This window comes from Shewanella fidelis ATCC BAA-318, from assembly GCF_000518605.1.
In the GTDB taxonomy this organism is placed as follows: Bacteria; Pseudomonadota; Gammaproteobacteria; order Enterobacterales; family Shewanellaceae; genus Shewanella; species Shewanella fidelis.
Window position 1 is genome coordinate 47397 of sequence record NZ_KI912458.1, and the last position, 25980, is coordinate 73376.

Consider the following 25980-nt stretch of genomic DNA (forward strand, 5'->3'; position numbering starts at 1 on the left):
ATGATTAAGCTGTTAGCTAGGAATAGGTTTCCTAGCTAATACTTTAGTTGTGCTGTTTAAGCCACGGTGTTTTGCCGAGTCGCTGTTTTAGTAAGTCGATAAAACCTGAAATACGAGCTGAGCGCGCTTTGGTTGGGCTACTTAGCAGGGCTACAATGTTGGCGTTAGGCAGCGTGTACTCAGGTAGCAAGCGTACTAGTTCACCACTGTCTATTTGTGGCTGAACGTCCCATTCTGAGCGCATAATTATGCCAAGGCCTGCGAGTGCCCAATCTTTAATAACTCGGCCTTCGTTACTGGCAAGGCTGGGATCTATCCTGATCTCGTGATGTGAGTTAGTGTCACTGTGGCTAAATTGCCATAGGGTCACATCTTCGTTGTTTTCTCTAAGGGCAATGCACTGGTGCTGAGTTAACTGCTGTGGTGTTTGCGGGTGGCCCATACGTTCAAGATAACTAGGTGAGGCGCAAATAAAACGTTGGTTGCTAGCTAAGGTGATCATTTTTAGGGATGAGTCATTGAGCGCACCAATATAAATGATGATGTCCCATTTATGATGATTCGACCAATTGGGGTTGTCTGATAGCTCGAGCTCAATATCAAGCTGTGGATGAGTGAGCTTGTATTGGCCGAGTAATGGCGCAATGTAATCGTTACCAAATCCAAGTGGTGCTAATACTTTTAATTTGCCAGAGACCACTGACTTTCGTTGATCGATTAGCTCTTGCAGTTCATCTAAGCTTTGTAAAATACTCAGGCCTTTATTGAGTAAAAGCTGTCCCTCTTCGGTCAGGCTAACCACGCGGGAAGGCCGCTGGATCAGGCTCATGGAGAGTTTTTTTTCAATATGCTGCAGGCGTAAAGTCACTGACGGCGGTGTGATATTGAGTGTTCTAGCGGCATCGGCTAAGGTGCGATGACTAGCAATAACGCTGATAAAGCGTAGATCCTCAGTAATAATCATTAGGTTTCAACCTAATCTATATGTTGATAATAGTTAATATAAAATAAATACTGGTTGATGGATACTAGCTATTGACCAACAAGTTTGATGTGTTTCAAAGCTTTGAACTTTTTATGCTTACATGTGCGTTTGAGCCATTATTCAGGCATCAGAGCCCCTTATGTAAGCGTCTAAATTTAAGTGCTTTTGCAATAAATCAAACTTACCGGATTGATTGGTAAACTAGGATCTAACCATGTCATCGACTCAAGTACATTCCAGCACTCAGCAAGAGCAATATCAGGCAATTGATACGCCTTTTTTATATGTAAACAAGCCAGTATTTATCAATAACCTTAATCAGCTAAGAAATAAGATTGAAGGTTTAGGGGCAAATCTCAGACCGCATTTTAAAACCCTAAGATCACTTGAAGCTGCCGAGCTGCTATTGCCGAGTAAAGACTCGCCTGTGACGGTATCGACAGTAAAAGAAGCTGAAGCGCTTGCTTCTGCGGGGTACAAGGACATTGTTTACGCTGTGGGTATTGCCGATACCAAGTTACCTCGTATTGCCAGTATGCTTACACAGGGGATTAATGTCAGAGTATTGCTCGACAGTATTGAACAGGCACATCAATTAAACCATTTCTGTGAAACCCATGGTTGCAGTATTTCGGCGCTTATCGAGCTTGATTGCGATGGTCACCGTGGTGGCATTGCACCAGAAGATGATAAATTACTTGAAATTGCCCAGCTGCTAACTGACGGTGCAGCAAGTTTTAACGGAGTACTGACCCATGCGGGTGAGTCCTACCAGTGTTTTGAAAAGCAACAATTAATTGATGCGGCTCAAAATGAAGTAGCTGCCGCTGTAAAAGCAGCCGAGCGTATTCGTGCAGCGAACATGGTGTGTGACATAGTGAGCATTGGTTCAACGCCAACGGCACAAAGTTATCAAAACCTTGAGGGGATCACTGAGGTTCGTGCTGGCGTATATACGTTTTTTGATCTAGTGATGGCAGGGCTTAATGTATGTCAGTTAAGTGATATTGCAGCGAGTGTCGTAACCAGTGTGATTGGGCATAACGCAGACAAAAACTGGATTTTTGTTGATGCTGGTTGGATGGCGCTATCAGGTGATAGAGGCACAGCAGATCAACCTAAAGATTGTGGATATGGCTTGGTGTGTGATGAAAATGGCCGAGTTTTGTCTGGCTTACAGGTTATAACGGTAAACCAAGAGCACGGCATTATCCAAGCAGTTGATGGTAGTCCTATCTGTCTTGAAGAGTTTCCTGTGGGGAGCCGTTTACACATTCTGCCTAACCACGCTTGTGCCACCGCCTCTATGCATGCTCAGTACCATGTTTTTGATACTGGCAATGATGATTATGAGATCTGGAATCGAGTACAAGGTTGGTAACATGATCTACTTATCTGAAGCACAAACATCTAAGCTGATTTCGCATCAGCTGGCTTATGACGCAGTTAAACAAGCCTTTGTTGCAGCGATTGCTGACAAAGCGTCTTTGTTTCCAGTGGTGAATGCCCAAGGTGCTAACCCTGATGAGATGTTCTCTTTAAAGTCTGCGGCAACGCCGGAGCTAGTAGGCTGGAAAACAGGAAGCTATTGGCCAGATAACCACAAACATGGTTTGCCGTGCCACGGCACTAATGTGTTTTTACTCGACCCGTTAACGGGCATGTTGCAAGCAGTCATTGCTGCTACAACGGTAAATGCATACCGAACAGCTGCAGCTGATGCGGTAGCTGTTAATTATTTGGCTAGACTTGATGCTGCGGTGTTGACGGTATTTGGCACAGGGCATCAGGCTGAATATGAGGTGTTAGCAGTATGCCAAGTGCGCACAATCACTAAAGTCTATGTGGTTGGCCGTAGCATTTGTAAAGCTGAGAATATGGCTAAGCGCCTTGTTGAAAAAGGCATTAATGCACAAGTGTGTGATGCAAAATCAGCCTGTGAACAAGCTGATATCATAGTGACGGCAACAACAGCTCAAGCAGCTTTATTTGAAGCTGAATGGGTAAAACCGGGCTGTCATATTTCAGCAATGGGTGCAGATAAGGTGGGTAAACAAGAACTGCCAGTTGCACTGTATCAGCACGCGCGTTTGTTTTGCGATTTTGCCGCTCAGTCCATTGTGATTGGGGAGTTTCAGCACAGTAGGAATATTGCGATAACAGAGATCGGCCGAGTGATAGATGAGTCTGTTTTAGGGCGGCAAAGCGATGATGAAATTACCATTTTTGATAGCTCTGGTATTGCAATTCAAGACTTATTTGTTGCATCGCATATTTTAGCCTTGAGCCAAAGCTAAGGGGAGACAGGGCAATATGAAGTGATAAAAGGGCTGTAATAACAGCCCTTTATTTCAAATAGCATTTTATGGTAACAATGTACCATCAGAATTATAGTGGGCATCAATAATTTCGATTTTGCCTGTATTAAAGTAATAGTTCATTACTTGAGTCGATTCGCCGCGCTGAATAAAATATAAGTCGCGATAAATGCACTGATCTGTACGGTAAGTGTAAGCGATGTCTACATTAGCAGTCATTAAGTCTTCATCTTCTACATATCCAATCGTAAAGTCTGTTGTTGTGATCCCATGCCAGAGTTCACCGCATGCTTTAAATGCATCTGTGTTAGAGGCAGTTCCTGATGTTGAGTATGGAAAACCCTCAGGGCTTGATGCGACATTGCCTTCACCAAACCCCGGAAGTTGCTCAACCGCGCTGTTATAGCCTTTTGCTAACCAACCACTGTGGTAAAGTTTTACGGCACTTTCAAAGGCGGCAAATTGCCCACTCATTGCGGATCTACGGGCATCATCTTGTACATTGATAAACTTTGGCAGTGCAACGACGGCGAGCACGCCCAAAATTATAATCACGATGACTAATTCTATTAATGTAAAGCCTTTCGTATTTTGTTTCATCACCGCTCTCTACTTCAAAATGTACCGCATTTAACAGGTCAGCTATTGTACATTTTATACCTCTTACGTAAATTGATCTCGTCGATAAAAAAGGCTTATTTTTATTAATGCGAATGTAACACTTTATCGAATTCTCTTTACACTTTCGATTGATTTAAAAGGTAAGAATAAATTTGTTTATTATTTTATTTAATTTAGCTGTGTTCGGATAAGTTTTTCTATTGCTAATTGGACTAGTTGCTGTTGCCGTGACAAGAGACTTAACAACGGCATTCAGTGGTTTTTAGGGATAAGCTATGTGATTGGGTCTGTATTATTTTGCTCGATTTGTTCTAAAGTCATTATGGTTTTTGAAAAACGGTTTCGACCACTTGCTTTTGCATGATACAGCGCTTTATCAGCCGCCAAAATCGCTTGACGAGCAATAACACTAGATTCGCTTTTAAATGCATAGTCATTAGCGGTAATCGTACATACCCCAAAACTGACGGTCACATATTTAGCTGTCTTTGATGTGGGGTGAGGCAAGTTCAGCTCTTTAAAGCCGTTTCTCATAGCCTCTAACTTATGACACAGTGGTTGCTCAGGTATATCTCTGAAAAGCATGATGAACTCTTCACCACCAAAGCGAGCACAAATGTCTTCTGCGCGATAGAATTGTTGAGTTAACACTTGCGCGACTTTCATCAGCGCTTCATCACCAGCAAGGTGGCCCAAGTTATCGTTATACTCTTTGAAATGATCAACATCGGCAATAATCAAAGTAAAGCCAATTTGCTGCCTAGCCAGTAACTGGCAATAAGTTTCTAAGCGTTGCTCAAAGCTGCGGCGATTTGGAATATTGGTCAGCTTATCAATATAGGCTTGCTCGTTTAGTTGTTTAGTTTGTTCTTGGATAGTACCCATAAGCGCATTGAAATGGGTGGCAACTTTGACGAGTTCGCTGATCCGATAGCTGTATTGCAGTTTTTTTATTTCTCGACTTTTATCCATCTCTTCAATATCAACGGCTAACTTCCTAACGGGGTTAACCAAGAAATAAGAATATAGTAAGTATCCCAGTAATAGTAAGGTAGACAGTTCAGCGAGTAATATGATCACGCTTGAATCAATGAGTGGCGGAAGGCTAGTGTTAGTGTGATTTAAAACCAACTTAAATAGCGGTTTACCATCAATATTATGTACGATTCTCGTTGAACTCGCTGTTAGTTTTGTCGGTGCAACATTAGAGTCCAAATTGATGCCATTGCCATTCTGCTCATCTTGAGTTAGGGGACTCATGGTAACGCCTGCAACGGTGTACTGTGATAACTCGTCGATAAAGTTTTTGTCAATTAATCGGATAAATACAAGGTAACCCATAATGGGGCCTGTGCGATTGGACTGCAAAATAGTGGTTGAACTAAATAGGGCGGGCCCGTACTGAGTGGCAATAACTCCTGTTTTAGACGGCACATCCGATGGTGACTCTATCTGTGGCTCTATGGGAGGTAATGCCACCTTCTTTTGGGGCGAGAGCGCTTTATTTTGCGGATATTGTTTAAAGTCGGTGAACGTGAATATTAAGCGTTGGTCGTTATCGTGGTTAAAGCCTTTGCTAAATACCAGCTTATTTTCATTGTTAAAAACGAATACGCCGTCAACTTTCAAGCTTTTAAAAGTGTCATCAGGGTATTCGTGTTGCTCGTAAAACCGTTTAGCACTCATATTTGAGCTTTTCATGTAGCTGTAGGTTCTGTCCCATACCGCATAGTCGTAATTGATTGTATGCAGTGGCTTACTCATCTGCTTAAAAGCAAAGTTGAGAGCGGTGAGTTCTTGTGCTGATACTTTTACAAGGGATTTTTCAATGATGGGAAGTTGTACCCAAATCCTAAACGCAAACACTGCACTGGCAAACAAAATGAAAATCGCTGCCGATACCCGTAATTGGAGCTGATTAAAGGTTTGGGATTTAAGTTTGATAATAGTAGAAACCTTGTAAAACAGACTATTAGTTAATTAAAGCTTAATAATACCAATCAGTACAATAATTTGATCAACTCAGAGCGGTTTTTGGCAAACTAATTCAAGGCGAATAGCTGCAATAATGGTTATTCCCTTATAAAGCTAATCAACGCAGAAATAGGCAGCCAAAAACGCTCCAGAATGGCGAGTTTTAGCGATTCTGATGCCGTGTTAACGAGCTCGAACGTAGAACAACTATGCTCTTCACTCGTTGCGAGCTGCATGGATGCAGCGAATGTCATTAAAGCAGGAGCACTTAATGACCTTGCCTCAAAACCGCTAAACTCTCGCTGAGTGACTAAATGTTTATACTGATTGGTATTATAGTCTCCTAGCCAATTTTTACTGAACAGCGGTCATTTTTACTCGATAGGCAAAATAAAAAGCCACTAATGCAAATTAGTGGCTTTTAGTTAGACTGTTTTTTATAAAAGCCGCTCAAGATATTATTCTACGAGCTGCTCAAGATACTATTCTATGAGCCGCTCAAGGCTGACTTTTATTCTCTCAAGGCTGTTCTTAAGCCATTCTTTGTGTCGGTTTCCAGCGCAGTAACTGTGCGGGCACTTTTACGCCTTGGGCTGTCAGTGAGTTAATGCGGCTCAGGTAAGCGGCGCCATACATTAGGTGTTTAGCAACGTCGACGGCATTGCGTTGTTGGTGATCATCTAGATAACTGCCTTTAGCCCACTGATTAAAGGCACCAAGTGCTGGGCCTGCCCAAATTTGATAATCCATTTCACGACCTACTTCGCCAGAGTTTGACCAGCGGCTTGAAAGGCCTAAGTACCAACGGAAAATTAATGCCATTTTACGCTTAGGGTTACCTTCGGCACGCTCAATTTGCTTTGGATCGCGCTCGTTAAAATGTGCCACTGTGCCCGCCCAAATTTCATCTAGGCTTGAGCGGAATACTTGTTTCTCAAGTTTTTCACGTTCATCTGCAGGGATCGCTTCAATAGAGTCATAGCGGGTGTAGATCTCGTAGAGCTTGTTAGCACGCATAGGGAATAGGGTACCGCGTTTAACCACTTGCAGTTTTACGCCCATTTCAAACATATCTGCTGCTGGCGCCATGGTCACATCAGCCATCTCAGTTGTAGCAAGTAACTTACGAGTGTGCTCACTGGCACCTGCTTCAACACATGCTTGGTTTACTGAACCGGTAACAATATAGGCTGCACCCATGTTGAAGGTTGCCAGCGCTGCATCAGGTGTACCAACACCACCGCCACAACCGACACGGATTGGCGTTTCATACTGGTATTTGGCTTGGATCTCTTCTTTAAGCGCTAAAATCGTAGGCAGTAGTGTAACGAGTGGTCGGTTGTCAGTGTGACCACCTGAGTCGGCTTCTGCTGTGATGTCGTCAGCCATAGGCACCAGCTGAGCCAATTCCATCTGCTCTGGCGTGATAGAACCGTCATCGACTAGCTTTTGCAACATTTTTGCCGGCGCAGGCATCATGAATTTTTCAGCCACTTCGGTGCGGCTTACTTTGGCGATAACTTTGTTCGCCACAACGATGTTACCTTGTGCATCGCGGCTTAAACCGGCAGCGCGGTAATAGACGATTTGTGGCGTTAGGCCTAAGAAAGCTGAGGCTTCAACGGTGCGTACTTTGTGTTTTAGAAATAACTCAACGCTACCACGCTCTAGCGCTGGCTCGCTTGGGCTATGGATAAGGTTGAACATGTACGGACCATTTGGCAGTGCTGCCTGAATGCGGTTAATCGCGGCTTCAACGCGGCTTGGGATAAGACCGGCTGCACCAAATGAACACAAAATGCCGGCTTTACCTAAAGCAATGACAAGCTCTTCAGATGAAATACCATTCGCCATCGCCCCTGCGTAGTAGGCATATTTAACGCCATGAACACGGCGGAAGTTACTGTCGCCTAGGCTTTCTGTACCTAATGCAGGAGTAAAAGCACTGACAGGTAAATCAGTGCTGTTAGCCGCTTGCTCGGTGACGATATTTGCGGTTTGTGCAATACCAAAACCGTGCTCAGCGTGGTTTACCACGTAGCATGCTCGGCTAAAATCTTTGAGTTGCTGCTCCATTACTTGCACATCAAAGCTGATGTTTGACTCTGACACAGCCCATGGCCACGGAGAAAGCATTTCGTTAGTTGCAGTAGGATTCATTATTTGTAAGACCCTTAATTATTGAGCTATCAGCTCTTATCTATTCTTTTAACTGTATTCTTGATCTAATTCATTCGCGTTTTAATGGTTTAGAACGCAGCTAGTTGTTATTAAATCATTTTATAAATCGAGTTAGGACGCAGATACTTTTGCTCAATTTCCAGAAAAAAGCGCGCAGCCTATGAATATAGGTGAGCACTTTTGACACAGAAATTGAGTAAAATAGCCAGTCACTCGCTTCGGTTTAAAGAGATTCTTCGATGCAGATGGCTATATCGAATACTTCGTATATGCGCAGACCATCTTTACTCAAGCTGGCATTACCTGTGATGACTTTCTTACCATTTTCATCTTTGATAGAAGTAATGCTGACATCCATCGACATCTGCTTGTTCAGCGGATTGATTTGGCCACGGTACTTCCACTTGATGTTCGATAAAATCTGACCAAACTTAGGATTTTTGAAACCCGCGCCCAAGTCTTTACTAATAGCGTAAGCTTGCATGGTTTCAATAATCGCTTCAACACCAAGTGAACCTGGCATAACCGGATCTTGGTGGAAGTGGAACTGGAAGAACCAATCACTCGGGTCAATAGTGCGCTCAGCGTACAAGTAACCTAGACCTTCTGTGCCGCCATTATCAACAATTTCAACACTGTCAATAAAGTTAAGCTGTCCACCTGCTAGGCGGTAATGTGGCTTGCCTGCTGGGGCATTAAAGTGGCGGCAGTTGTTATCTAGTAGGTTCACTTTAGTGTTTGCAGGGACACCGTTAGCCACATGCCAAGGCTGCGTGACTTTGCCGTTGTCTAGACCTAACTGATCTTTAAGCGCTTCGCCTTTGAAGTAACCAAAAACGGCTGTGCCGCGATAGAAAGGTTCACCGTCAGTGCTCAGTTCGAAGCTAAAGCTTTGAATGATGTTAGTGCCAGCCATCACGGTTGATAATAAGCGAGAGTCGTTACGTATGGTTTTACCACGTAGGTCAACTTCACGTAGTAGTTCTCCACTACCGTCTAAGTTACGGAAGAATAGCTCAAGCCCCGGGAAGCCTAAGGTGGTACCCATGTAACCTGAGATAAAGCCGTTAGGCTGCAGTGAGATCTCCATTAAAATCGAGTACGGCATCACAGCGCCATGGCTGTTTTTATCGAAATACCACGCATCTGCAGGTACCTCATATTCTGCAATACATGATGACGGATTCTTAAAGTCGCCACGCTTACCGTTAACTTCAATCACACGCGTGGTCACTTGTAAGTCACCACATGGTGTACGCGGTGGGATCATGCCGCGATAGATAGCGAACTCAGGGCCGAAACATTTTTCGATATCACCGGTAGCAAACTCAAACATGTGATACGGGGTAAAGGGGACGGTATCCGGCACTCGGTTAGGGTAGTCTGGCGTTATTGGTGCTTCAACATGGGAAATTGGAATAACCCCCTTGTTTGGCTGTTTCGTCAGATCAGGGATTTGTGCCATCAATGGCGCATTGACAGATGCTGGCTGGTACTCTTTTTTGCCAGAAGCCGCAGGCGCTTGTGTTGATTCAGTCAAAAGCGGATAACGAGTACACTCATCTTCCTCTTTAATCATCACCCCTAGGTTTTGGAAATCCACCACCGCTTTGCCGTTAAGCAAGATATCTATGTTAGCTTTAGCATATGGGCGTGGGCTGAAACCAATTTCAGTGACTTCCATACGGTAAGTTAACACGCCTGATTGCGGTACAACTTGACCGCGACAGCGTACTTGCTGTGAGGCGTTTTCAAGTGGTTGGAAACGACCGTTGTTAGTTTGGGTATGCATACCAAGGTGCAGCATATAGAACTGCAATAGCTGACCACAGCCCTCGGCCATTAATGAGCCTGCCATCACTTGGTCGCCCTTAAAGTGACAAGGGAAGTACCAGTGATCTGCTTCAAGTTGTTTGTGACCTTCTACTAAGCCAAGTCCCCAAGTACCTCCCGTGCGATCAACTTTGCTGACCTGTTCAATCATCAAGAACTTTTCAGATGCAAAACAAAGTGACGGCTGGTGGGCTCCTGCATGGCTAGCACCAAAACAGCCTTCAATATCAGCAGTTAATAGCTTATGAATATCGCCATAGTTAAACTGAGTTTTTGGGCAATCAAGTAGCGGGTTAAAGCGCTGCTTTTGCACTAGGCTGCGGGCTTTAATCTCTTCTTCGGTACGAATTACGCCTTTACCGTCGGCAAGCTCCTCGTCAGTGAAGAAGCCAGCACAGCCGCCATCCATCTTGAGGATCATCTTGTCGCCAACAAAACACTCATAAGAGAAGAAGAACAGCAGGGTGTCGCCATTACGGGCATAGTTGTTGATCTTAATATCGTAACGCAGTGTATCGCCGCCACGTGGTAAATCGCCTAAGAAGGTTAGAGTACAATCGAGTAGACGATAAACTCGTTCACCTTTGTTCTCAAAGTCGATGCCTAAGTAACTGATCAGCATCAAGTCACATTGGCCTGACTCTACCGCGACCGCCCAAGGAATTTGTCCATCAACTAGATACGGCGCATCGACAGGGATGTCGTATTCAGTCGTCATTGAACAAGGTTTAAATTGATTCATGGTCGCATCAAGCTTAGTGACGCGCGAGACCAGTAAGTAGTCTGTGGTCGGCAGGCGAACGCGGCGTGAGTAGCTGTCGATAATGGCATAATCACTGCCAAATACTTTAGCGATATCGCCCTCTGCGTACTCAACTAAATCGGCATAGTTCCAGATACATGGCTTGAGTGCAGGCACTGGCGGCGTGTAAGGTGGCACGTTAGCGTGATCTGGCTTGAGTTCAACTACACTGCTAGCTACTGCAGCTGTTTGGCTTGGGCTGCTAACCATTGCTGCTGCGCTTGCGGTAACGGCAGGGCTATTTGTCTGAGCAGTGATTTGTGCGAGTTGTTGTTTTAACAGCGCGTCAGCGACCTTCATGCCGGCATTACGGCTTTCTAAAAAGGCTAAATGAGCTTGCTGAGTGAGTTGCTGATTGTGTTGAAAACTAGCGAGATCGCCAGAATCAGTATTGAGAGTCTTGTTGCTTGAATTGCTTATTGTACTTGTTGTCATTGGTGGGGTACCTAATTCACGTTTGGGTGCCTGAGTGGTGACGCCAATGTTTGCAGTCTGTTGTGCTGCAATTGTTATTTGTGGTGCTACTGAGTCAGTCATTTTGACTGAGCCAGCAGCCTTAATTGGTTTAGCTTGATTGACCACTGTCGATGCTGTCGCTTGCGCCATTTTTTGTGTAATCGCGTCAAGGCTTGCTAGCGGCGTATCAACAATATGCTGGTAGATATCGCGGCCGCCTAGGGTGACTTGCTTAACCAGTTGGTGTTTAGCATCGGATTTAAGCTCATTGCTTAAACGCGCCGTTAACGCTTGTTGTTCGCTCGCGGTTTGGCTAATCAACAGCTGTGATAATTGGTTTTCACTGATATTGTTGATAAGCGCGCAATTGGCTGTATTGGTTTGGGCTAGGGCATTCAAGTTAAGTAAGCCATGTAATAGGCTTGCCATACCCGCAGCAGCAAAGCAGTGACCAACACGCTGCTCTGCAGCAGTATGAGTCACTTGAGAGTCTGGCATTGGTGTCAATTGAATTTGGCTTGCTGGTGCAGCCATGGTTTCAATCACTTTAACCCTATTAAAGTCAGTGGCTGTTTGGCTCAGTAATTTGTCGGTAGCCAACGCTGTTTCGGCAGTTTTAGCAAAGCCAAGCGCATCAATTTGGCCGTATGAGCAGCCCGATGTTGCTTCGTCTTTAACCAGTACTACCGCGCCGGCACCTTCACCGACATTCCACTTATTAGCGTCGCGGTTTGGCTCAATTGCGACAGGTGCAATGGCATTTTTAAGAATGACTTGCTCAAAGCTACCAGAGAGATCGACCGCTGCAATCACCACCGCATCTAGGTTATCTTCCATGATGAGGTTTTGCGCCACATCGATACAGCGGCTCACCGATTGCTCTGCAGCAGAAATTGTGAAGGCTGGGCCATTAAAGTCCCACAGTGACGCTACGCGTGACGCCATAATATTGCCAATAAAGCTGGTGTACTGATTTAGCTTGGCAGCATCCAGTACGCTGTCCATGGCGATGGCTTCAAGGGCTTGGTATTCATCAGTTGAAAAACTTACCCCTATAGCAGCGAGGCTTTGAGCTAGCTGAGTATGCAAATTCACCCGGCCGCGGAACTGATGCAGTTCAAGCTCGGTTTCCATTGCCACTAATACCGCTACTTTTTGCCCAGGCTCAAGCTTGGCATCACGAATCGCTTCGTCTGTCACTCGCATCAACATTAACTGCTGTGAGATCAGACGATCATCTTCGTTAGGCGGCAGTTTAAAGCGCAAAAAGTCCAGCTCAAAGTTATCGACATAAGCACCTTTTGGAGCAGCATCAAGACCAAACTCTGATAAGATCTCACGGTGTTGCTCTAGGCCTTTCCAGCGCTTTTTCGGCAGTTCGATAAAGCCGTTAGCGTTTTGAGTCACCGCGTTGTTGAGCGCATTGATACTACTAAGCGGGCCAAAGTGTGAGGCTAGACCAACCACTTTTAGCGGTCCTGCTTGACGTGGGGCTTGAGTGGCTGCTGTTGTTACAGTGCCTTTGCCGTTGTAGGACTCAAGCAAAAGATGAGCATTACAACCACCAAAGCCAAATACAGAGACGCCTGCGTGACGACGTCTTACACCAAAATGATTATTCGATGGCTTATCTGGCCAGCCCTGTACCATGCTAGGCAGGGTTGCTTTACCAAAGAGTTTTCTTGGTGAAGCGATAGCATCACTAATATTGATACTTGGCGGCAGGTAACCTTCTTGCATAGCGAAGATCATCTTCATGATCCCCGGCATGCCCGCTGCAGTTAATAGGTGGCCTAAGTTAGACTTAGCAGATCCAATTATGGGTGCGTCAGTGCCTTGCAGCTTATCTTCAAAGAAAGTTTCCATTGAAGTGAGCTCAATCTTATCACCTAGTGGCGTGCCAGTTGCATGGCACTCAATCACTTCAATGTCTTTTGGCTCAATGTCACTGGCAGCATAAGCGCGTTCAAAGGCTTTTACCTGACCTTTAGGGTTAGGGCTTAGTACAAACTGACCTTTACCGTCGTTTGATAGACCTACGCCACTGACCACTGCATAGATTTTGTCATTGTCGCGCTCAGCATCTTCAAGGCGTTTAAGCACTAATACGCCAGCGCCTTCACCGGCAAATAAGCCTTTACTGTTGGCATCAAATGGCACCGAAATACCGTGATCTGGATAAGCGTGGAAAATCGAGAACCCCATATTGATAAAGAAAGGATCCGCGCCCGATACCGCGCCAGCTAACATGATGTCGGCTTTGCCTGTGCTTAAGTAATCACACGCCAGCTTTAACGAATACACTGAACTTGCACAGGCGGCATCAAGGCTTAACTGTGCGCCGCCAAGACCCAGTGCATCGGCAACCACTTTTGAGCTGTTATGAGCAATGACACCATTAGCAGCATTAAGACTGTTCTCATTTGCGGCGCGAGCAGTATGGGCATTGGTTGGGCTTAACTTAAATGCTTTTGCGCCGAGTTTATCTTGTAGCGCTTTTTCAACGGCGCGGTGATAAATCGGCAAGAATAGATCGTTAGAACGGGTAGTTGGGAACGACAATGCGCCCATCACTACACCTGCGCGACTTAAATCAGCGCTATGGATATCAACTCCGGCATCAATCAGCGCGTTGCGACTGGTATCTAGCGCCCACAGAAAGCTGTCATCTAAGCCTTGTAAGCTCTGCTCTGACAACTTGTAGCCAGCAGGGTTAAATTGAAAATTCTCAATATAGCCGCCTTTATTGCAATAAAAGCGGTCTGATTGGCCTTGTACGCCTTGATAGTCGCTGCAACTCGCACCGAGCTTTTCATCGGTTAAGGTGCTGCGAGAATCGCGTTTATCAAGCAAGTTTTGCCAGAACTCTTGTGGGCTTTTAGCATCGGGGTAGAGTGTTGCTAAGCCAACAATGGCAATTTTACTTTGCTTGCTGGGATGTGAAGCCTGCTTACTTGAAGTATGCGTAGAAGTGTTGTCTGGTAACGACATTAGACTTCCTCTCTCAGTATATGATGTTCGTTTGACGCTGCGGCGGTTGTGTCATTGGCTAGTTTTAATTGACAGCTAGCCTGTTCACGTTTGAGTCCATCAATAAATGGTTGCAGCGATAATGGCACTTGGTGGCTAATTAATTGGCCAATGGCTTTAATCACGCTAGTAATATCTTGGCTACCTTTTGCGTTCATAGGCACGGTGCAGCAAGGCTGACGTTGTGGTTCGTTGGCGCCATCGTGTTTAGCGATCTTGTCTATTAAGGTGCAATTTTGTCTGTCAGCACCGATCTCAACAAAAAGCTTAGCGCCTTGCTCTTGGGCGTAATGAACTAACCCGGTGAAATCTAATGTCTGGCAAAACGTGTCGGCAATCGACTTTGCTACCACTTGGCTATTGAGTGCGCAGTGGCTGACACTGAACTCTTGCGACTGTTGCAGATCTGCTGCGCTGATAAAGCCGATTTCACGAGGAAGATCTGCTTTTAGTGGTTGCAGATAAAAATCCATCACATTTTGGTGCTCTTGCATCGCTGGTTGCGTATGCATGGCAGTGACGCGATTTGCTGCAATGCCACGTTTACCCAGCGCCGCAAGTAATGCTTTGCACTGAGTTTCACAACCTGCAATTACACAGGTATCGCCTTGGATAATCGCGAGGTAAGCGTGGGGATAATCTTCTAGCAATGCCTCAATTGGCGCCGCGTCACTTCTAACCACAAAGCTGTTCCACTGGATCTCAGCGTCGGCATCATCCAGTTGCCAAGCTTGTCTAACCGCGGTTAACTTGCCGGAAATAGCTGAAGTGAATAGCGGGTCGGTTTGGGTTTTGCTGATCAGTGCATGGGGGTTTTGCCATACGCCAAGGCTTGCCCACATTGAGGCTTCACCCATAGAGTAACCTAACGCAAAATTAGGCTTAACATTAAACTCATCGGTTAGTAGCTGAGTTAACAAGTAGCTGCTACCTACGCCAGCAATGGCTAAATCACCTAAGCTCATATTGGCGGCATGTTTAGCATCTAAGTGATAAATATGCTCAGCTTGTAGCATCGACTTTAAATCGCCTTCACGCTCAAGTTTGGCGTAAAGAGCAGGGAAGTACTGATGCAACTCATTAAGCATATCGGCATATACCGTTCCTACACCTGGATAGACAAATGCGAGACCCGCTTGGCTGTGGTCATTGCTATTGCCTAGTGGTGTAAGGGTTAAGTAACTGCCCGCCGGAGTTTTGTATTGAATTAAACCTTTACTGGTTAAACTGGAGTCTGCTTGCTCAGCAAAAAGCGATGGCAATGCGTCGTTAAGCGCAGCTAACTCTTGTTTTGCCGCGCTCACAGAGCTTGCTTGAATGACGGCATGATAAGCGCTGCTATTATCGCTCTCGATGAGTTTGGCTGCATCAATTAAATTGTCTTGCATTATGCCAAGTAGCACTTTTTGCTGCTCTAAATAAAGCTCATCAGAACCTGTTATCTGTACGCTGTCTAATTGCTGTTTTAACAAAGTTATTGATGCTGCAATTTGTTGCTGATTATTGCCCTGTAACACAAACATCAATCTTTGGCTGTTTAGCATCGACTTTGGTGCTAACAGACCTGAGCCTTGGGTGAGCACATAACTGGTTGTTTGTGGGCCATTAATAAAGTTGATTGCGGCAACACGATTTTGATGAAATTCGCTAAACCAGTAATGGCTTTTAGCCTGTTTAGGGCCGAGCTCGACAGCTTTTCTTACATGGGTGCGGCTAGCAAGCCGTTGAATAAGTGAATAGACCGCAGTGAACTGTTGTTTACTATTAAGCGCTTCAAAAGACTCATTCAGGCTGACATCGCTTAAGTTACGTTTAGCTTGGTTTAATGCTTGATCAAGGGCTTGATTTAGCGCGTGAGAGCCGGGCTGAAATGGCTGTTCGTTAACATCAACTTGGCTAACCTGTTGCATAGCAGCAAGCTGTGCATGAGGATGGATCCGCATTTGCGCCGCTTTTAAAGCAGGTAGCATTAACAAACCATGAGTCGCAGTAGCCAGCTTAACCATGTAGCCATTGTTGATCGCTTCGGTCGCAGCGTTTAGCTGCGACTCAAAGTTATTGGTATCACTGTCATCAGAGATAGTGATACTCATCATATCAGCTGGCGCATCCGCTTTAAGCAGAGGGATTAGCTCTGGCTGCAGCGTTTGATAGTTGGCTAATACTGATGGCTCAACAGTGCTAAGATCAAATTGCGGCGTTGGCAGTAAAATCAGTGCGATGCGCAGCGGCATCGCACTAGCTTTAGGCGTTTGTTCCACTATTTAGCCTCACTATCAGTGATGAGCGCAGCAGGTAAAAATGCTGAGTTCAAACCTTTGCTAATAGTGACTTTAGCGGACTTAAACATGGCACTTAACTCACCGTTATCACGGTATAGCGCAACGTTTGCTTCGAGTGAGCGGCTGCTGTGTTTAATCACTTCAAGCTCAATAACGCCAGTTTCTCCAAATGCCATAGGTTGGTATGAGGTAAACTCAGCGATGCTTGATGGCAAACTTGCTGCGCCAGTTTTAAGGCGAGCCCACACTAGCATGGCTTGTAGCAGCAAATCTTCAGCAAATGGCTGACTACCGCCAACATGGGTTTGCGCTTTAAACTCACCACAATCTGCTAGGTCAACTTTAGGCAGGACGACTTTGGCAATTAAGCCTTGATCATCGAAACGTGTTACAGAATCTATGCCTTGTAAGCGCGTTCCATGGAACAAGGTACCGTTGCTATAAAGCTCTTTAGCTGTAGTCATTGCCGTAGCGCTTAAATCAAACTGCTTGTTATGTTGCTTAATATCGGCATTATCACTGACAAGTGTCGCCTTATATTGCGGACGGCCGTTACTGCTGATTAATGCTTGCAGTGTCGGCTGGTTTGCATCAACTGGCGTTAACTCAAGGGTTAATTCTTGTGGCGCATCAGTCTCGAATACAATGCCTTTTAATAGCTTGTAATCAAGTACCTTAACTTTAGCGCCAAGCATGTTGCTTGCAACTTCACGCATCCAGTCGATGGCGCATACCGTTGGCAACACACAGTTACCGCCAATGCGGTGATCTTCAATGAAGACCATCGAACTAGGGGTTAATGTGCGCGTTGCGGTTACCGCTTGCAAAGGTAAATTTTGTGCACCAGCACGCGGATGCGATGCCGTTAGCACCTCACCCGCATTAAGCTTTTTTACAGAAGCAGTCTCAGTTGTTTTGGTATCGCTACCGCCTTGCATTGACGTACCAATCAGCAGCTGAACGCCAGTTTCAGCTAATAGCTGGGTGGCAAATAACTCTGCGCCCGCTTTGAGTGGAATAACGTATACACCGCGCTCAGTAAACATCTTTTTAAGTGCAGGGTTTACCATACCGCCGTCCCAAGGCCCCCAGTTAAAGCTCATGACTTTAGCTTGTGGGTTGCGAGCAGTGAACTGCAATGCTGCCTTGTTAAGAATGTCATTCGACATCGCGTAGTCGCTTTGACCTGTGTTGCCGTAGAAACCTGCAGCAGATGAGAACATAGCAAGTAACTTAAGCTTACTTGGCTCTAGCGCTGCTAGTAATGCTTTTAGGCCGTTAACTTTAGTACCGTAAACACGTGCAAGTTCTGCAAGGGTTTTATCTTGAATATGCTTATCGGCTAACACGCCTGCACCGTGAATAAGACCGGTGATCTCATTCGAGCGACCATTAAGTGCCGCTTTGATTGCTGCGCTATCGGTCACATCCATGCTGACATATTCAGCTGTAGCGCCAACCTCGCTAAAGGCGGCTAAGGCAGCGTTGATTTCAATGCTACTTTGCACCGGCCACACCGCGGCCTCTACTTGTTTTGGCGTTGGCTTTTGACCGCTTGCGATAATATGCGCGATTGCCGCAGATTTTAGCTCGCTAGTTTGTTTACCTTCAGCCCAGCTTGGTAATGCTTGTAACTCGCTGCGACCCGCTAAGATAAAGTGTGATTGGCTGCGAGCCGCTAAAGCTAGCGCACATTCAAATGTCACCCCTTTTGCGCCACCGGTCACCAGTATTTTATCTGAGCTATTTAACTCGGCTGGTGCGGTTTTATTAGCGGCCTCTCCAGCAACCAGTGTTACGCGGTTAACTTGGCCTTCAATTAAGCTCAAGCCGACTTCAGGTAGCTGAGCTTGGCTATCAAATAGTTCACAGGTGATGGCATCAGCAAGATGGCTTGCATCAACATCTGTGGCAATATCTAGCGCGCGACAGAACACCTGTGGCCATTCATGGCTTAAGGTTTTAGTTAAGCCTGCCAGTGCTGCTTGGTTAAGTTCTGCTCCTTGTAGAGCATCCGTATTTAAGTAGCCAAAGCCACCGTCAATACGGCTTACTGTTACAAAACAGCGGCGCGCGTCTGCTGCTGCAACTAATTTTGGTTGCAACAGTTTTGCCCATAAGAACGCATTGCTCACGTGTGTAAAGCTTTGCGGATCTAGGTTGACTGCTGTTTGCTCGGCAGTATTAGCTTCTGGTTGCAGGTGGATAAAGCCAGCAATTTTGCCAACCTGAGCTTCAATTTGTGCGATAACCGCAGTAATACTAGTTTCAAGCTCAGACTCTTTGTTTGAGGCAAGCTCAAAGCTGGCAACGTCACTTGAAAGTGGCGATTGAGGCTGACCTTTCGGTAAACGCACAACGGCAACTTTAAGACCTTGTTTAATTAGTTTCTCAGCTAAAACACCTGCGTTGTGACCATCATCGTTGATCACAACACTTGCGTCTGCGGCGAAACAATTTTCTAGCTTGTCCGCCGCATTAAGCTTTTTTAGCGCCACCTCGCTATGAGGAGGAAGCTCCACTCTTGCCTCTGCCGAGATAGCAGCTGGCTTTGCAGCATTTGCTGCACTTGTATTAGCAGCGCCGTCAGCTGTATTTGTTGACAGCTTAGAGCCTTCAGCCAGTTGAGAGCCTTCAGCCAGTTGAGAGCCTTCAGCCAGCTTAGAGTTCATGTACGCCACGATCTCGCCAAGAGTGCGACACTCAGCTAGATCTTCAGGGTTAAGCTCAGGCAAGCCCGGTAGCTCATCTTGAACTGTGCCAAGAATTTCTACACGCTTGATAGAGTCGATGCCTAAGTCGGCTTCCATATCCATGCCTAGCTCTAGCATTTCAGTTGGGTAGCCTGTTTTTTCTGCGACTACAGACATCATGGTTGCTTGTACCTTCTCTGTGCTTAGACCATTTAAAGCTGGTGCAATAGTCGCAGATGAAAGCGCAGAGCCTTCAGCGGCACTTGTAGACAGTTTAGAGCCGTCAGCGAGTTTAGAGTTCATGTACGCCACGATCTCGCCAAGAGTGCGACACTCAGCTAGATCTTCAGGGTTAAGCTCAGGCAAGCCCGGTAGCTCATCTTGTACTGTGCCAAGAATTTCAACGCGCTTGATAGAGTCGATGCCTAAGTCGGCTTCCATATCCATGCCTAGTTCTAGCATTTCTGTTGGGTAGCCGGTTTTGTCAGCAACCACAGACATCATGGTTGCTTGTACTTTCTCTGTGCTTAGACCATTTACAGCTGGTGCAATCGTCGCAGATGAAAGTGCAGAGCCTTCAGCGGCACTTGTAGACAGTTTAGACCCGTCAGCCAGTTTAGAATTCATGTACGCCACGATTTCGCCAAGAGTGCGACACTCAGCTAGATCTTCAGGGTTAAGCTCAGGTAAGCCCGGTAGCTCATCTTGAACTGTGCCTAGAATTTCAACGCGCTTGATAGAGTCGATGCCTAAGTCGGCTTCCATATCCATGCCTAGTTCTAGCATTTCTGTTGGGTAGCCGGTTTTGTCAGCAACCACAGACATCATAGTGCTTTGCACTTTCTGTGCAGAGAGGCCATTCGCGACTGGAGTCGGAGCAGCTTGAGGCGCCGCAGCGGCACTTGTATTAGCAGAGCCTTCAGCGGCACTTGTAGATAGCTTAGAGTTCATGTACGCCACGATTTCACCAAGGGTACGACACTCGGCTAGATCTTCAGGGTTAAGCTCAGGTAAGCCCGGTAGCTCATCTTGAACTGTGCCAAGAATTTCTACGCGCTTGATAGAGTCGATGCCTAAGTCGGCTTCCATATCCATTTCAAGCTCTAGCATTTCCGTTGGGTAGCCAGTCTTTTCGGCAACCACTGACATCATGGTCTTTTGAACTTTCTCCGCAGAGAGGCTATTCGTGACAGGTGTCGCAGCAGCTTGAGGCGCCGCAGCCGCACTTGTATTAGCAGAGCCATCAGCGAGTTTAGAATTCATGTACGTCACGATTTCGCCAAGGGTGCGACACTCAGCTAAATCCTCAGGGCTAAGTTCAGGTAGGCCCGGTAGCTCATCTTGTACTGTGCCAAGAATTTCAACACGCTTGATAGAGTCGATGCCTAAGTCGGCTTCCATGTCCATTTCAAGCTCTAGCATTTCCGTTGGGTAGCCAGTCTTTTCTGCAACCACTGACATCATAGTAGCCTGTACCTTGTCAGCGCTAATATTAACAGCCGCCGCGGCGCTATCACTCATGGTCGCTGCAGATGCTGATGAAAGCGTTGCGCCTTCAGCGACACTTGTAGAAAGCTCAGAGCCGTCAGCCAGTTTAGAGTTCATGTACGCCACGATTTCGCCAAGGGTGCGACACTCAGCTAAATCTTCTGGACTCAGTTCAGGTAGACCCGGTAACTCATCTTGTACTGTGCCAAGAATTTCTACGCGCTTGATAGAGTCGATGCCTAAGTCGGCTTCCATATCCATTTCAAGCTCTAGCATTTCTGTTGGGTAGCCAGTCTTTTCGGCAACCACTTCAAGCATGGTGGCTTGAACCTTTGCAGCGCTCAAGGCTGAATCTGAGCTAATGTCGACAACTGGGGATGCTGCGCTTGCATGAGTGGGTTCAATAGCAGCTTGAGCAGGGGCGGCTTGACTGACAACTTGTGTTGCTGGTGCATTTACCACAGGAGCTGGTTGTACAGCTACTGTCTGTGTCGGTGCCGTTACTGGTGCAGATTGTGATTGCGGAGCTTGAGTTGACTGCACTGGCGCATTGTTAACTGGCGCTACAATCGCAGGTTGAGCTGCAACTTGGCTTTGAATCGCTTGATTGTGAATAACTGCAGCGTAAGTTGCTTGGCCGCCATTAAGCAGGTTTAATGCCGCAATATTGCTGCCAGCTTGCATCTCAAGGAACTGAGTGTGGCTTTGTAATGTTTGTGCCTGTAACTGGTGGAACTGCTCCATTGAGCGCTGTAGGCTATCAGGAATAGCAATACCAGAACTAATTAACTTAGCGTGCTCAGTCATTAATGCTGTGAAAGTCTCGCCATATTGTTGTGGGATCGCTAAGAACTGCTGATGTAACTGCGCCGTTTGTTGCTGCGCTGCAAAGAAATGAGTTAATGCATCACCGCTAACGCTATGAGTTGCTGGCTTACTATTTTTAGACACGATTTGGCTCTCTATACGGGGATCGACAACAGAGGTGGCTTGAGTTGTATTAGTCGGGGCTGCAACCTCTACAACCTTTTCGACTTCAACCACTTTCTCTACGATTTTTTCGACTTCAACAAGTTTTTCAACTTCGACCACTTTTTCTTCAACTACTCGCTCAACTTGTGAGGTTACAGTGCCAGTTTCTAAAGACTTGGCCATTTTTGCACGAGTCGCTTTGCTGATATGGTTTGCAGCATTCAGTGAAATACTCATAGGAGACTTCTTCGCCGGTGCGGCAATATCAGCTTGATATGGGTCAATTTCACTTAGCACTATGCCTGATACGGCCAGTTGCATTGCCGCTTGCTTAAGCTGCAGATCACTATCGCCCTTAGGGTTTGGGTTGATAGAGATGGTGCATACTTCTTGTTCGGTATTGGCTAGAGTACCTTGAACTAACTTTTGTAAGATGTTCTTTGGTCCAAACTCAACAAATACGCGGGCACCGTCGTTGTACATGGCTTCAAGCTGGCTAGTGAAGCGTACTGATTGAAGCATATGTTTCTTAAACGAGGCTTTAATCTTTGCGGCTGTGGTTTCATAGAGCCCGCCAGTTGCATTTGAATAAAGGGCACGGCTGGCTTTACTAAACTTGGCTGCATCAATCGCTTTAGCAAATGGTGCTTGGGCATGACCAACCAATTCGGTATGGAATGCACCTGATACCGGCAGGCTTATTGCCTTATAACCAAGCTCACTAAGTGCTTTAGCCGCATCAGCGCTAGTTGCTGTTGGACCTGCGATTACCGATTGCGTTGGCGCGTTATAGTTAGCGACTTTTACACCATCAAATTTAGCGATAGTGGCTTCAACGGTTTCAAGATCAGCAGCACTCTTGGTGATGATTGCATACATGGCACCTGCATCAGCTTCAACGCCGTCTTTGGCTTCAGCTTTAGTCGCCATGGCATCGCCACGGGCAAAGGCCAGCTTATAGTAATCATCAGAGCTGATAACACCTGCAGCGCACAGTGCGCTTAATTCACCAAAGCTATGACCCGCTACCATATCGGCATTAAAACCTGCAGCGCTGAATAAGGCGTATTGACCCATTGAAATTGCGCCGATGGCACTTTGGGCATTGGCGGTATTGGTCAGAATCGCTTCTTGGGCTTTTAAGTCATCCTTATTAAATACTGGCTTTGGATACAGAGTTTGAGAAAGTGGTGTCTTATCATTTGCGGCAAAAACTTTGTCAGCAGATACAAATTGCTGACGCATCTCAGGGTAGTAACAAGCCAGCTCGCGGCCCATATTGAGGTATTGTGAACCTTGTCCTGCAAACAGTGCGGCAACTTTTCCTTCAATTGCTGCGGCGCGGTAGCTAGTGCCACCAGGTAGCTGCCAAGTGTGATCGTCACTGCTCGCGAGTTTAGCAAGCGCTTGTTTAATTAGGCCTACTAACTCTTCAGCGGTATTTGCAACTAAACCGATACGTGGCGCATTTTTATCAAGCTCACGCATACCATAGTTTGCTGCTGCATCTTTGAGAATAAACTCGTCTTGGTTTGCAGAGGCTGCTAGCGTGTTTAACTCGTTAACTAGCGATGCTTTATCGCTTGCGCTAACAAGGAAGCTTTGTGCGACTTGGCGTTGACGATATTTGGCTTTTTCGCTGTCATCGCGACTGTGTTCTTGCTTGTACTCTTCAAGTACAAAGTGGAAGTTGGTGCCACCAAAACCAAATGAGCTAATACCAGCGCGGCGTGGCGTACCATCAACACGTGGCAGCCATGGGCGGGTTTCAGTGTTTAAGTAAAACGGTGAGTTTTCGATATCAAGCTTAGGGCTTGGCTGACTGACGTTAATGGTTGGCGGCAGTACTTTGTGATGCAAAGCAAGAGCTGCTTTAATCAAGCCTGCGGTACCTGCAGTTGACTTAGTATGGCCAATTTGCGATTTAACTGAGCCTAGTGCAATGTGCTGCTTGGTATCGTTGCCATCAGCAAACACAGAGCAAAGTCCGGCAAATTCTGCTGCGTCACCGGCTGCTGTGCCTGTGCCGTGAGCTTCAATCAGACCTAAAGTATGCGGCGCAAAACCGGCGTCATCATACGCGCGGTTAAGTGCTTTGGCTTGGCCCGACGGACGGGGAGCGTAGATAGATTTAAACTTACCGTCAGATGAGGCACCAATACCTTTAATAACTGAGTAAATTCGGTCACCATCTCGCTCGGCATCTTCTAGGCGTTTTAGCGCCACCATACCTATGCCTTCACCGATCATCATGCCTTTTGAATCGATATCAAATGGTTGAATGGTTTCGTTAGTCGTAAAGGCAGGCGTTTTTGAAAAGCTCATATACATAGATGGTGAGTTATCGGTACATACACCACCTGTGATCATCATTTCAGAGCGACCTTCAGTCAGCTCAGTAAGCGCCATGCGCATCGCAGCCAATGAGCCGGCACATGCGGCATCAACTACACAGTTCATACCACCAAAGTCAAAACGGTTAGCGATTCGGCCAGCAATAACATTGCCTAAAGAGCCCGGGAATGAGTTTTCCTCCCAGTGCACGTATTGGTCTTGGAACTTTTTGATCAGCATTTCGCTGTCAGTGTCACTTATACCACTGTTTGCGAATACTTTTTTCAATACTGGGTATTGCAAACGTGCTGTTAGGCTGTGGCTAATTTTTTGACCGCCACCAACACCTAAGGTGATACCAATTTTATCTCGGTCGTAATCTTCAGGTAGATTTGCGTCGGCTAACACTTCTTTAGCAACGATCAGCGATAACAGCTGTGATGAATCGGTAAGTTCTAAAATGTTTGGTGGTAGGCCAAACTCCATGGGATTGAAGTCAACTTCCGGTAGGAAGCCACCACGCTTACAGTAGCTTTTGTCTGCCGCAGTTTTATCGGCATCATAGTACTCTTCTGGTTGCCAGTGCGTCGATGGCAACTCAGTAATCGCATCGATTTTCTCACTGATTAAGTCCCAAAACTTATTTAGGTAGCGAGAGTTGGCAAAGATACTTGCCATGCCTACGATAGCGATAGGCATATCTTTAAGGCGCTTATTTAGGCGTGAATCAGCTTGTGAGTCTTGTGCTTGCTCAGTCGCTTTTGCTGATTTTGTAGGTTTAGAGGTCTGGCTCATTATGAGTCTCCGCTGGGTGCCTGAGTGTCAGGCGTCTTGTTGATTGTTTCAGGCATTTCTTTAAAGGTGCGACGGTTTGGCGCCGCACCAGGAAAGCGCTGTAAAAAGGTGTGATAGTTACGTACCAGTAACTTTCGTAAATGGAATGGCCCATGTTTGAGTACGTAGGCCATATATCGATTCGTGGCTTGTGTATTGCCATCTTGGTATATGTCGAGATAGATCCAATCGCTGTGTGGATCTATTCCGAGCAAAATTGAGCTGGGCGCTTCTTCGGTTAATTTCGGTGGAATGGTAAGTGACACCACCTGCACCACATTGTCGCCGTCGTTGCTTGGTAGGGCTAAGGTTTGAGCCAGTGTTTCATAATGCAAGGTATAGGTTTGTACATCGCTACCTTGAGTGACTGGTAACTGGTTAAAGTAACGCATAGGCACACTTGGGCTCTCTATGTCGCTGACGCGGGATACGCCGTAACGCTTTAAACACCTTGCTAGTCCAGAACGCGAAACATTGGGATTAATAAATTTTTGTGTTGCCCTCAATAAGGTATCTAACGGCATCTTCAATTGGTAACGCAAACCAACCACCACATATTCTTGTAATGGCGTTAACGTGGTATTGAGGTGATGTGGGGTATTGGGGCAGTTTTCGATAGAGTCGCGTTTGCGCCACTTACGGACGGTGGCTTCACTGATATTTAAAATCTTCGACAACTGACTCACGCTGAGATCCGACTCTTGTATAAATCGGCGCATCTCCGGCGTGGTTGTGGCATTGCGATGCCTAGCTTCATTTTCTATTTGCGTACACTTATTCGAAGAAATATTGGCTTCATTTAAGTGTTCGCTATTAATTTTTGCCATCAGTTTAGCGGGTATCCGTTAATAATCTGTTGGGACTGAATAACGATATGAGTAAAGATGAACTTAGCGCTAAGCCACATTTTACCGTTATTTAGTCAATATTCTTTAGCTAATGGCAGAGCAGACTACCTGAGCTGATGTGGCAATACAATCACCTGGGACTGATTAATCACAGATACGACCAGATTGAGAGAACACTTGTGCGCTAAAGTGATATTTTATGTAGTAAAATCAAGGGTGAAATAAAAAGTGTGAGCTATGTTTGATAAATATATATTTACACTTTGCTTACTCAAAGAGTGTTTGTAGGTAGCAAATGCTATTTGTGCTGATAACATTTACTAGTGGCA

10 protein-coding genes are annotated in these 25980 nt (G+C 46.0%); 2 read left to right on the forward strand and 8 right to left on the reverse strand.

Features of this window, described 5'->3' with window-relative positions; all coding sequences use genetic code 11:
- Positions 1–43: 43 nt before the first annotated feature.
- Positions 44–964, reverse strand: a complete 921-nt coding sequence (locus L884_RS0113735; RefSeq protein ID WP_028768035.1) for a LysR substrate-binding domain-containing protein — start codon at positions 962–964, stop codon at positions 44–46.
- A gap of 235 nt (positions 965–1199) precedes the next feature.
- On the opposite strand from L884_RS0113735, the gene L884_RS0113740 reads away from it, so the two are divergent.
- Positions 1200–2366 carry a DSD1 family PLP-dependent enzyme gene (locus tag L884_RS0113740; protein WP_028768036.1) on the forward strand — a complete coding sequence of 389 codons (1167 nt, stop codon included), beginning with the start codon at positions 1200–1202 and terminating at the stop codon, positions 2364–2366.
- Entirely contained in the window at positions 2335–3282 is a 948-nt protein-coding gene (locus tag L884_RS0113745; protein WP_245603129.1) for an ornithine cyclodeaminase family protein, read from the forward strand. Before L884_RS0113740 ends, L884_RS0113745 begins: the two co-directional genes overlap by 32 nt.
- A 66-nt stretch (positions 3283–3348) precedes the next feature.
- Here the strand turns inward: L884_RS0113745 and L884_RS0113750 are convergent, their stop codons facing one another.
- The 7 genes from L884_RS0113750 to L884_RS0113785 form a co-directional block, all read right to left on the reverse strand.
- Entirely contained in the window at positions 3349–3903 is a 555-nt protein-coding gene (locus L884_RS0113750; protein WP_028768038.1) for a prepilin-type N-terminal cleavage/methylation domain-containing protein, read from the reverse strand.
- Between the two features lie 294 nt (positions 3904–4197).
- Positions 4198–5805 (reverse strand): sensor domain-containing diguanylate cyclase, encoded by a 1608-nt coding sequence (locus L884_RS0113755; protein ID WP_028768039.1) that lies wholly within the window; start codon positions 5803–5805, stop codon positions 4198–4200.
- 624 nt (positions 5806–6429) lie between these two features.
- The gene (pfaD, locus tag L884_RS0113765) at positions 6430–8058 is read right to left on the reverse strand and encodes an eicosapentaenoate synthase subunit PfaD (RefSeq protein ID WP_028768040.1); all 1629 of its coding nucleotides are present in this window, start codon (positions 8056–8058) and stop codon (positions 6430–6432) included.
- A 244-nt stretch (positions 8059–8302) separates the two neighbouring features.
- Positions 8303–14161 carry an eicosapentaenoate synthase subunit PfaC gene (gene pfaC / locus L884_RS0113770; RefSeq protein ID WP_028768041.1) on the reverse strand — a complete coding sequence of 1953 codons (5859 nt, stop codon included), beginning with the start codon at positions 14159–14161 and terminating at the stop codon, positions 8303–8305.
- Entirely contained in the window at positions 14161–16461 is a 2301-nt protein-coding gene (locus L884_RS22105) for a PfaB family protein (protein WP_051435635.1), read from the reverse strand. Before L884_RS22105 ends, pfaC begins: the two co-directional genes overlap by 1 nt.
- Positions 16461–24764, reverse strand: coding sequence for an eicosapentaenoate synthase subunit PfaA (gene pfaA / locus L884_RS22110; protein ID WP_037410968.1), 8304 nt, complete (start codon positions 24762–24764; stop codon positions 16461–16463). Before pfaA ends, L884_RS22105 begins: the two co-directional genes overlap by 1 nt.
- Complete coding sequence (locus L884_RS0113785) at positions 24764–25630, reverse strand: helix-turn-helix domain-containing protein (RefSeq protein ID WP_028768042.1); 867 nt, start codon at positions 25628–25630, stop codon at positions 24764–24766. The genes pfaA and L884_RS0113785 overlap by 1 nt, the downstream gene beginning before the upstream one ends.
- Positions 25631–25980 lie beyond the last annotated feature (350 nt).

What these genes read in the sequence shown, in the direction of transcription:
- L884_RS0113785 (WP_028768042.1), bottom strand. Translation starts at nt 25,630, where the DNA reads ATGGCAAAAATTAATAGCGAACACTTAAATGAAGCCAATATTTCTTCG.
- L884_RS0113750 (WP_028768038.1), bottom strand. Translation starts at nt 3,903, where the DNA reads ATGAAACAAAATACGAAAGGCTTTACATTAATAGAATTAGTCATCGTG.
- pfaA (WP_037410968.1), bottom strand. Translation starts at nt 24,764, where the DNA reads ATGAGCCAGACCTCTAAACCTACAAAATCAGCAAAAGCGACTGAGCAA.
- L884_RS0113735 (WP_028768035.1), bottom strand. Translation starts at nt 964, where the DNA reads ATGATTATTACTGAGGATCTACGCTTTATCAGCGTTATTGCTAGTCAT.
- pfaD (WP_028768040.1), bottom strand. Translation starts at nt 8,058, where the DNA reads ATGAATCCTACTGCAACTAACGAAATGCTTTCTCCGTGGCCATGGGCT.
- pfaC (WP_028768041.1), bottom strand. Translation starts at nt 14,161, where the DNA reads ATGTCGTTACCAGACAACACTTCTACGCATACTTCAAGTAAGCAGGCT.
- L884_RS0113745 (WP_245603129.1), top strand. Translation starts at nt 2,335, where the DNA reads ATGAGATCTGGAATCGAGTACAAGGTTGGTAACATGATCTACTTATCT.
- L884_RS0113740 (WP_028768036.1), top strand. Translation starts at nt 1,200, where the DNA reads ATGTCATCGACTCAAGTACATTCCAGCACTCAGCAAGAGCAATATCAG.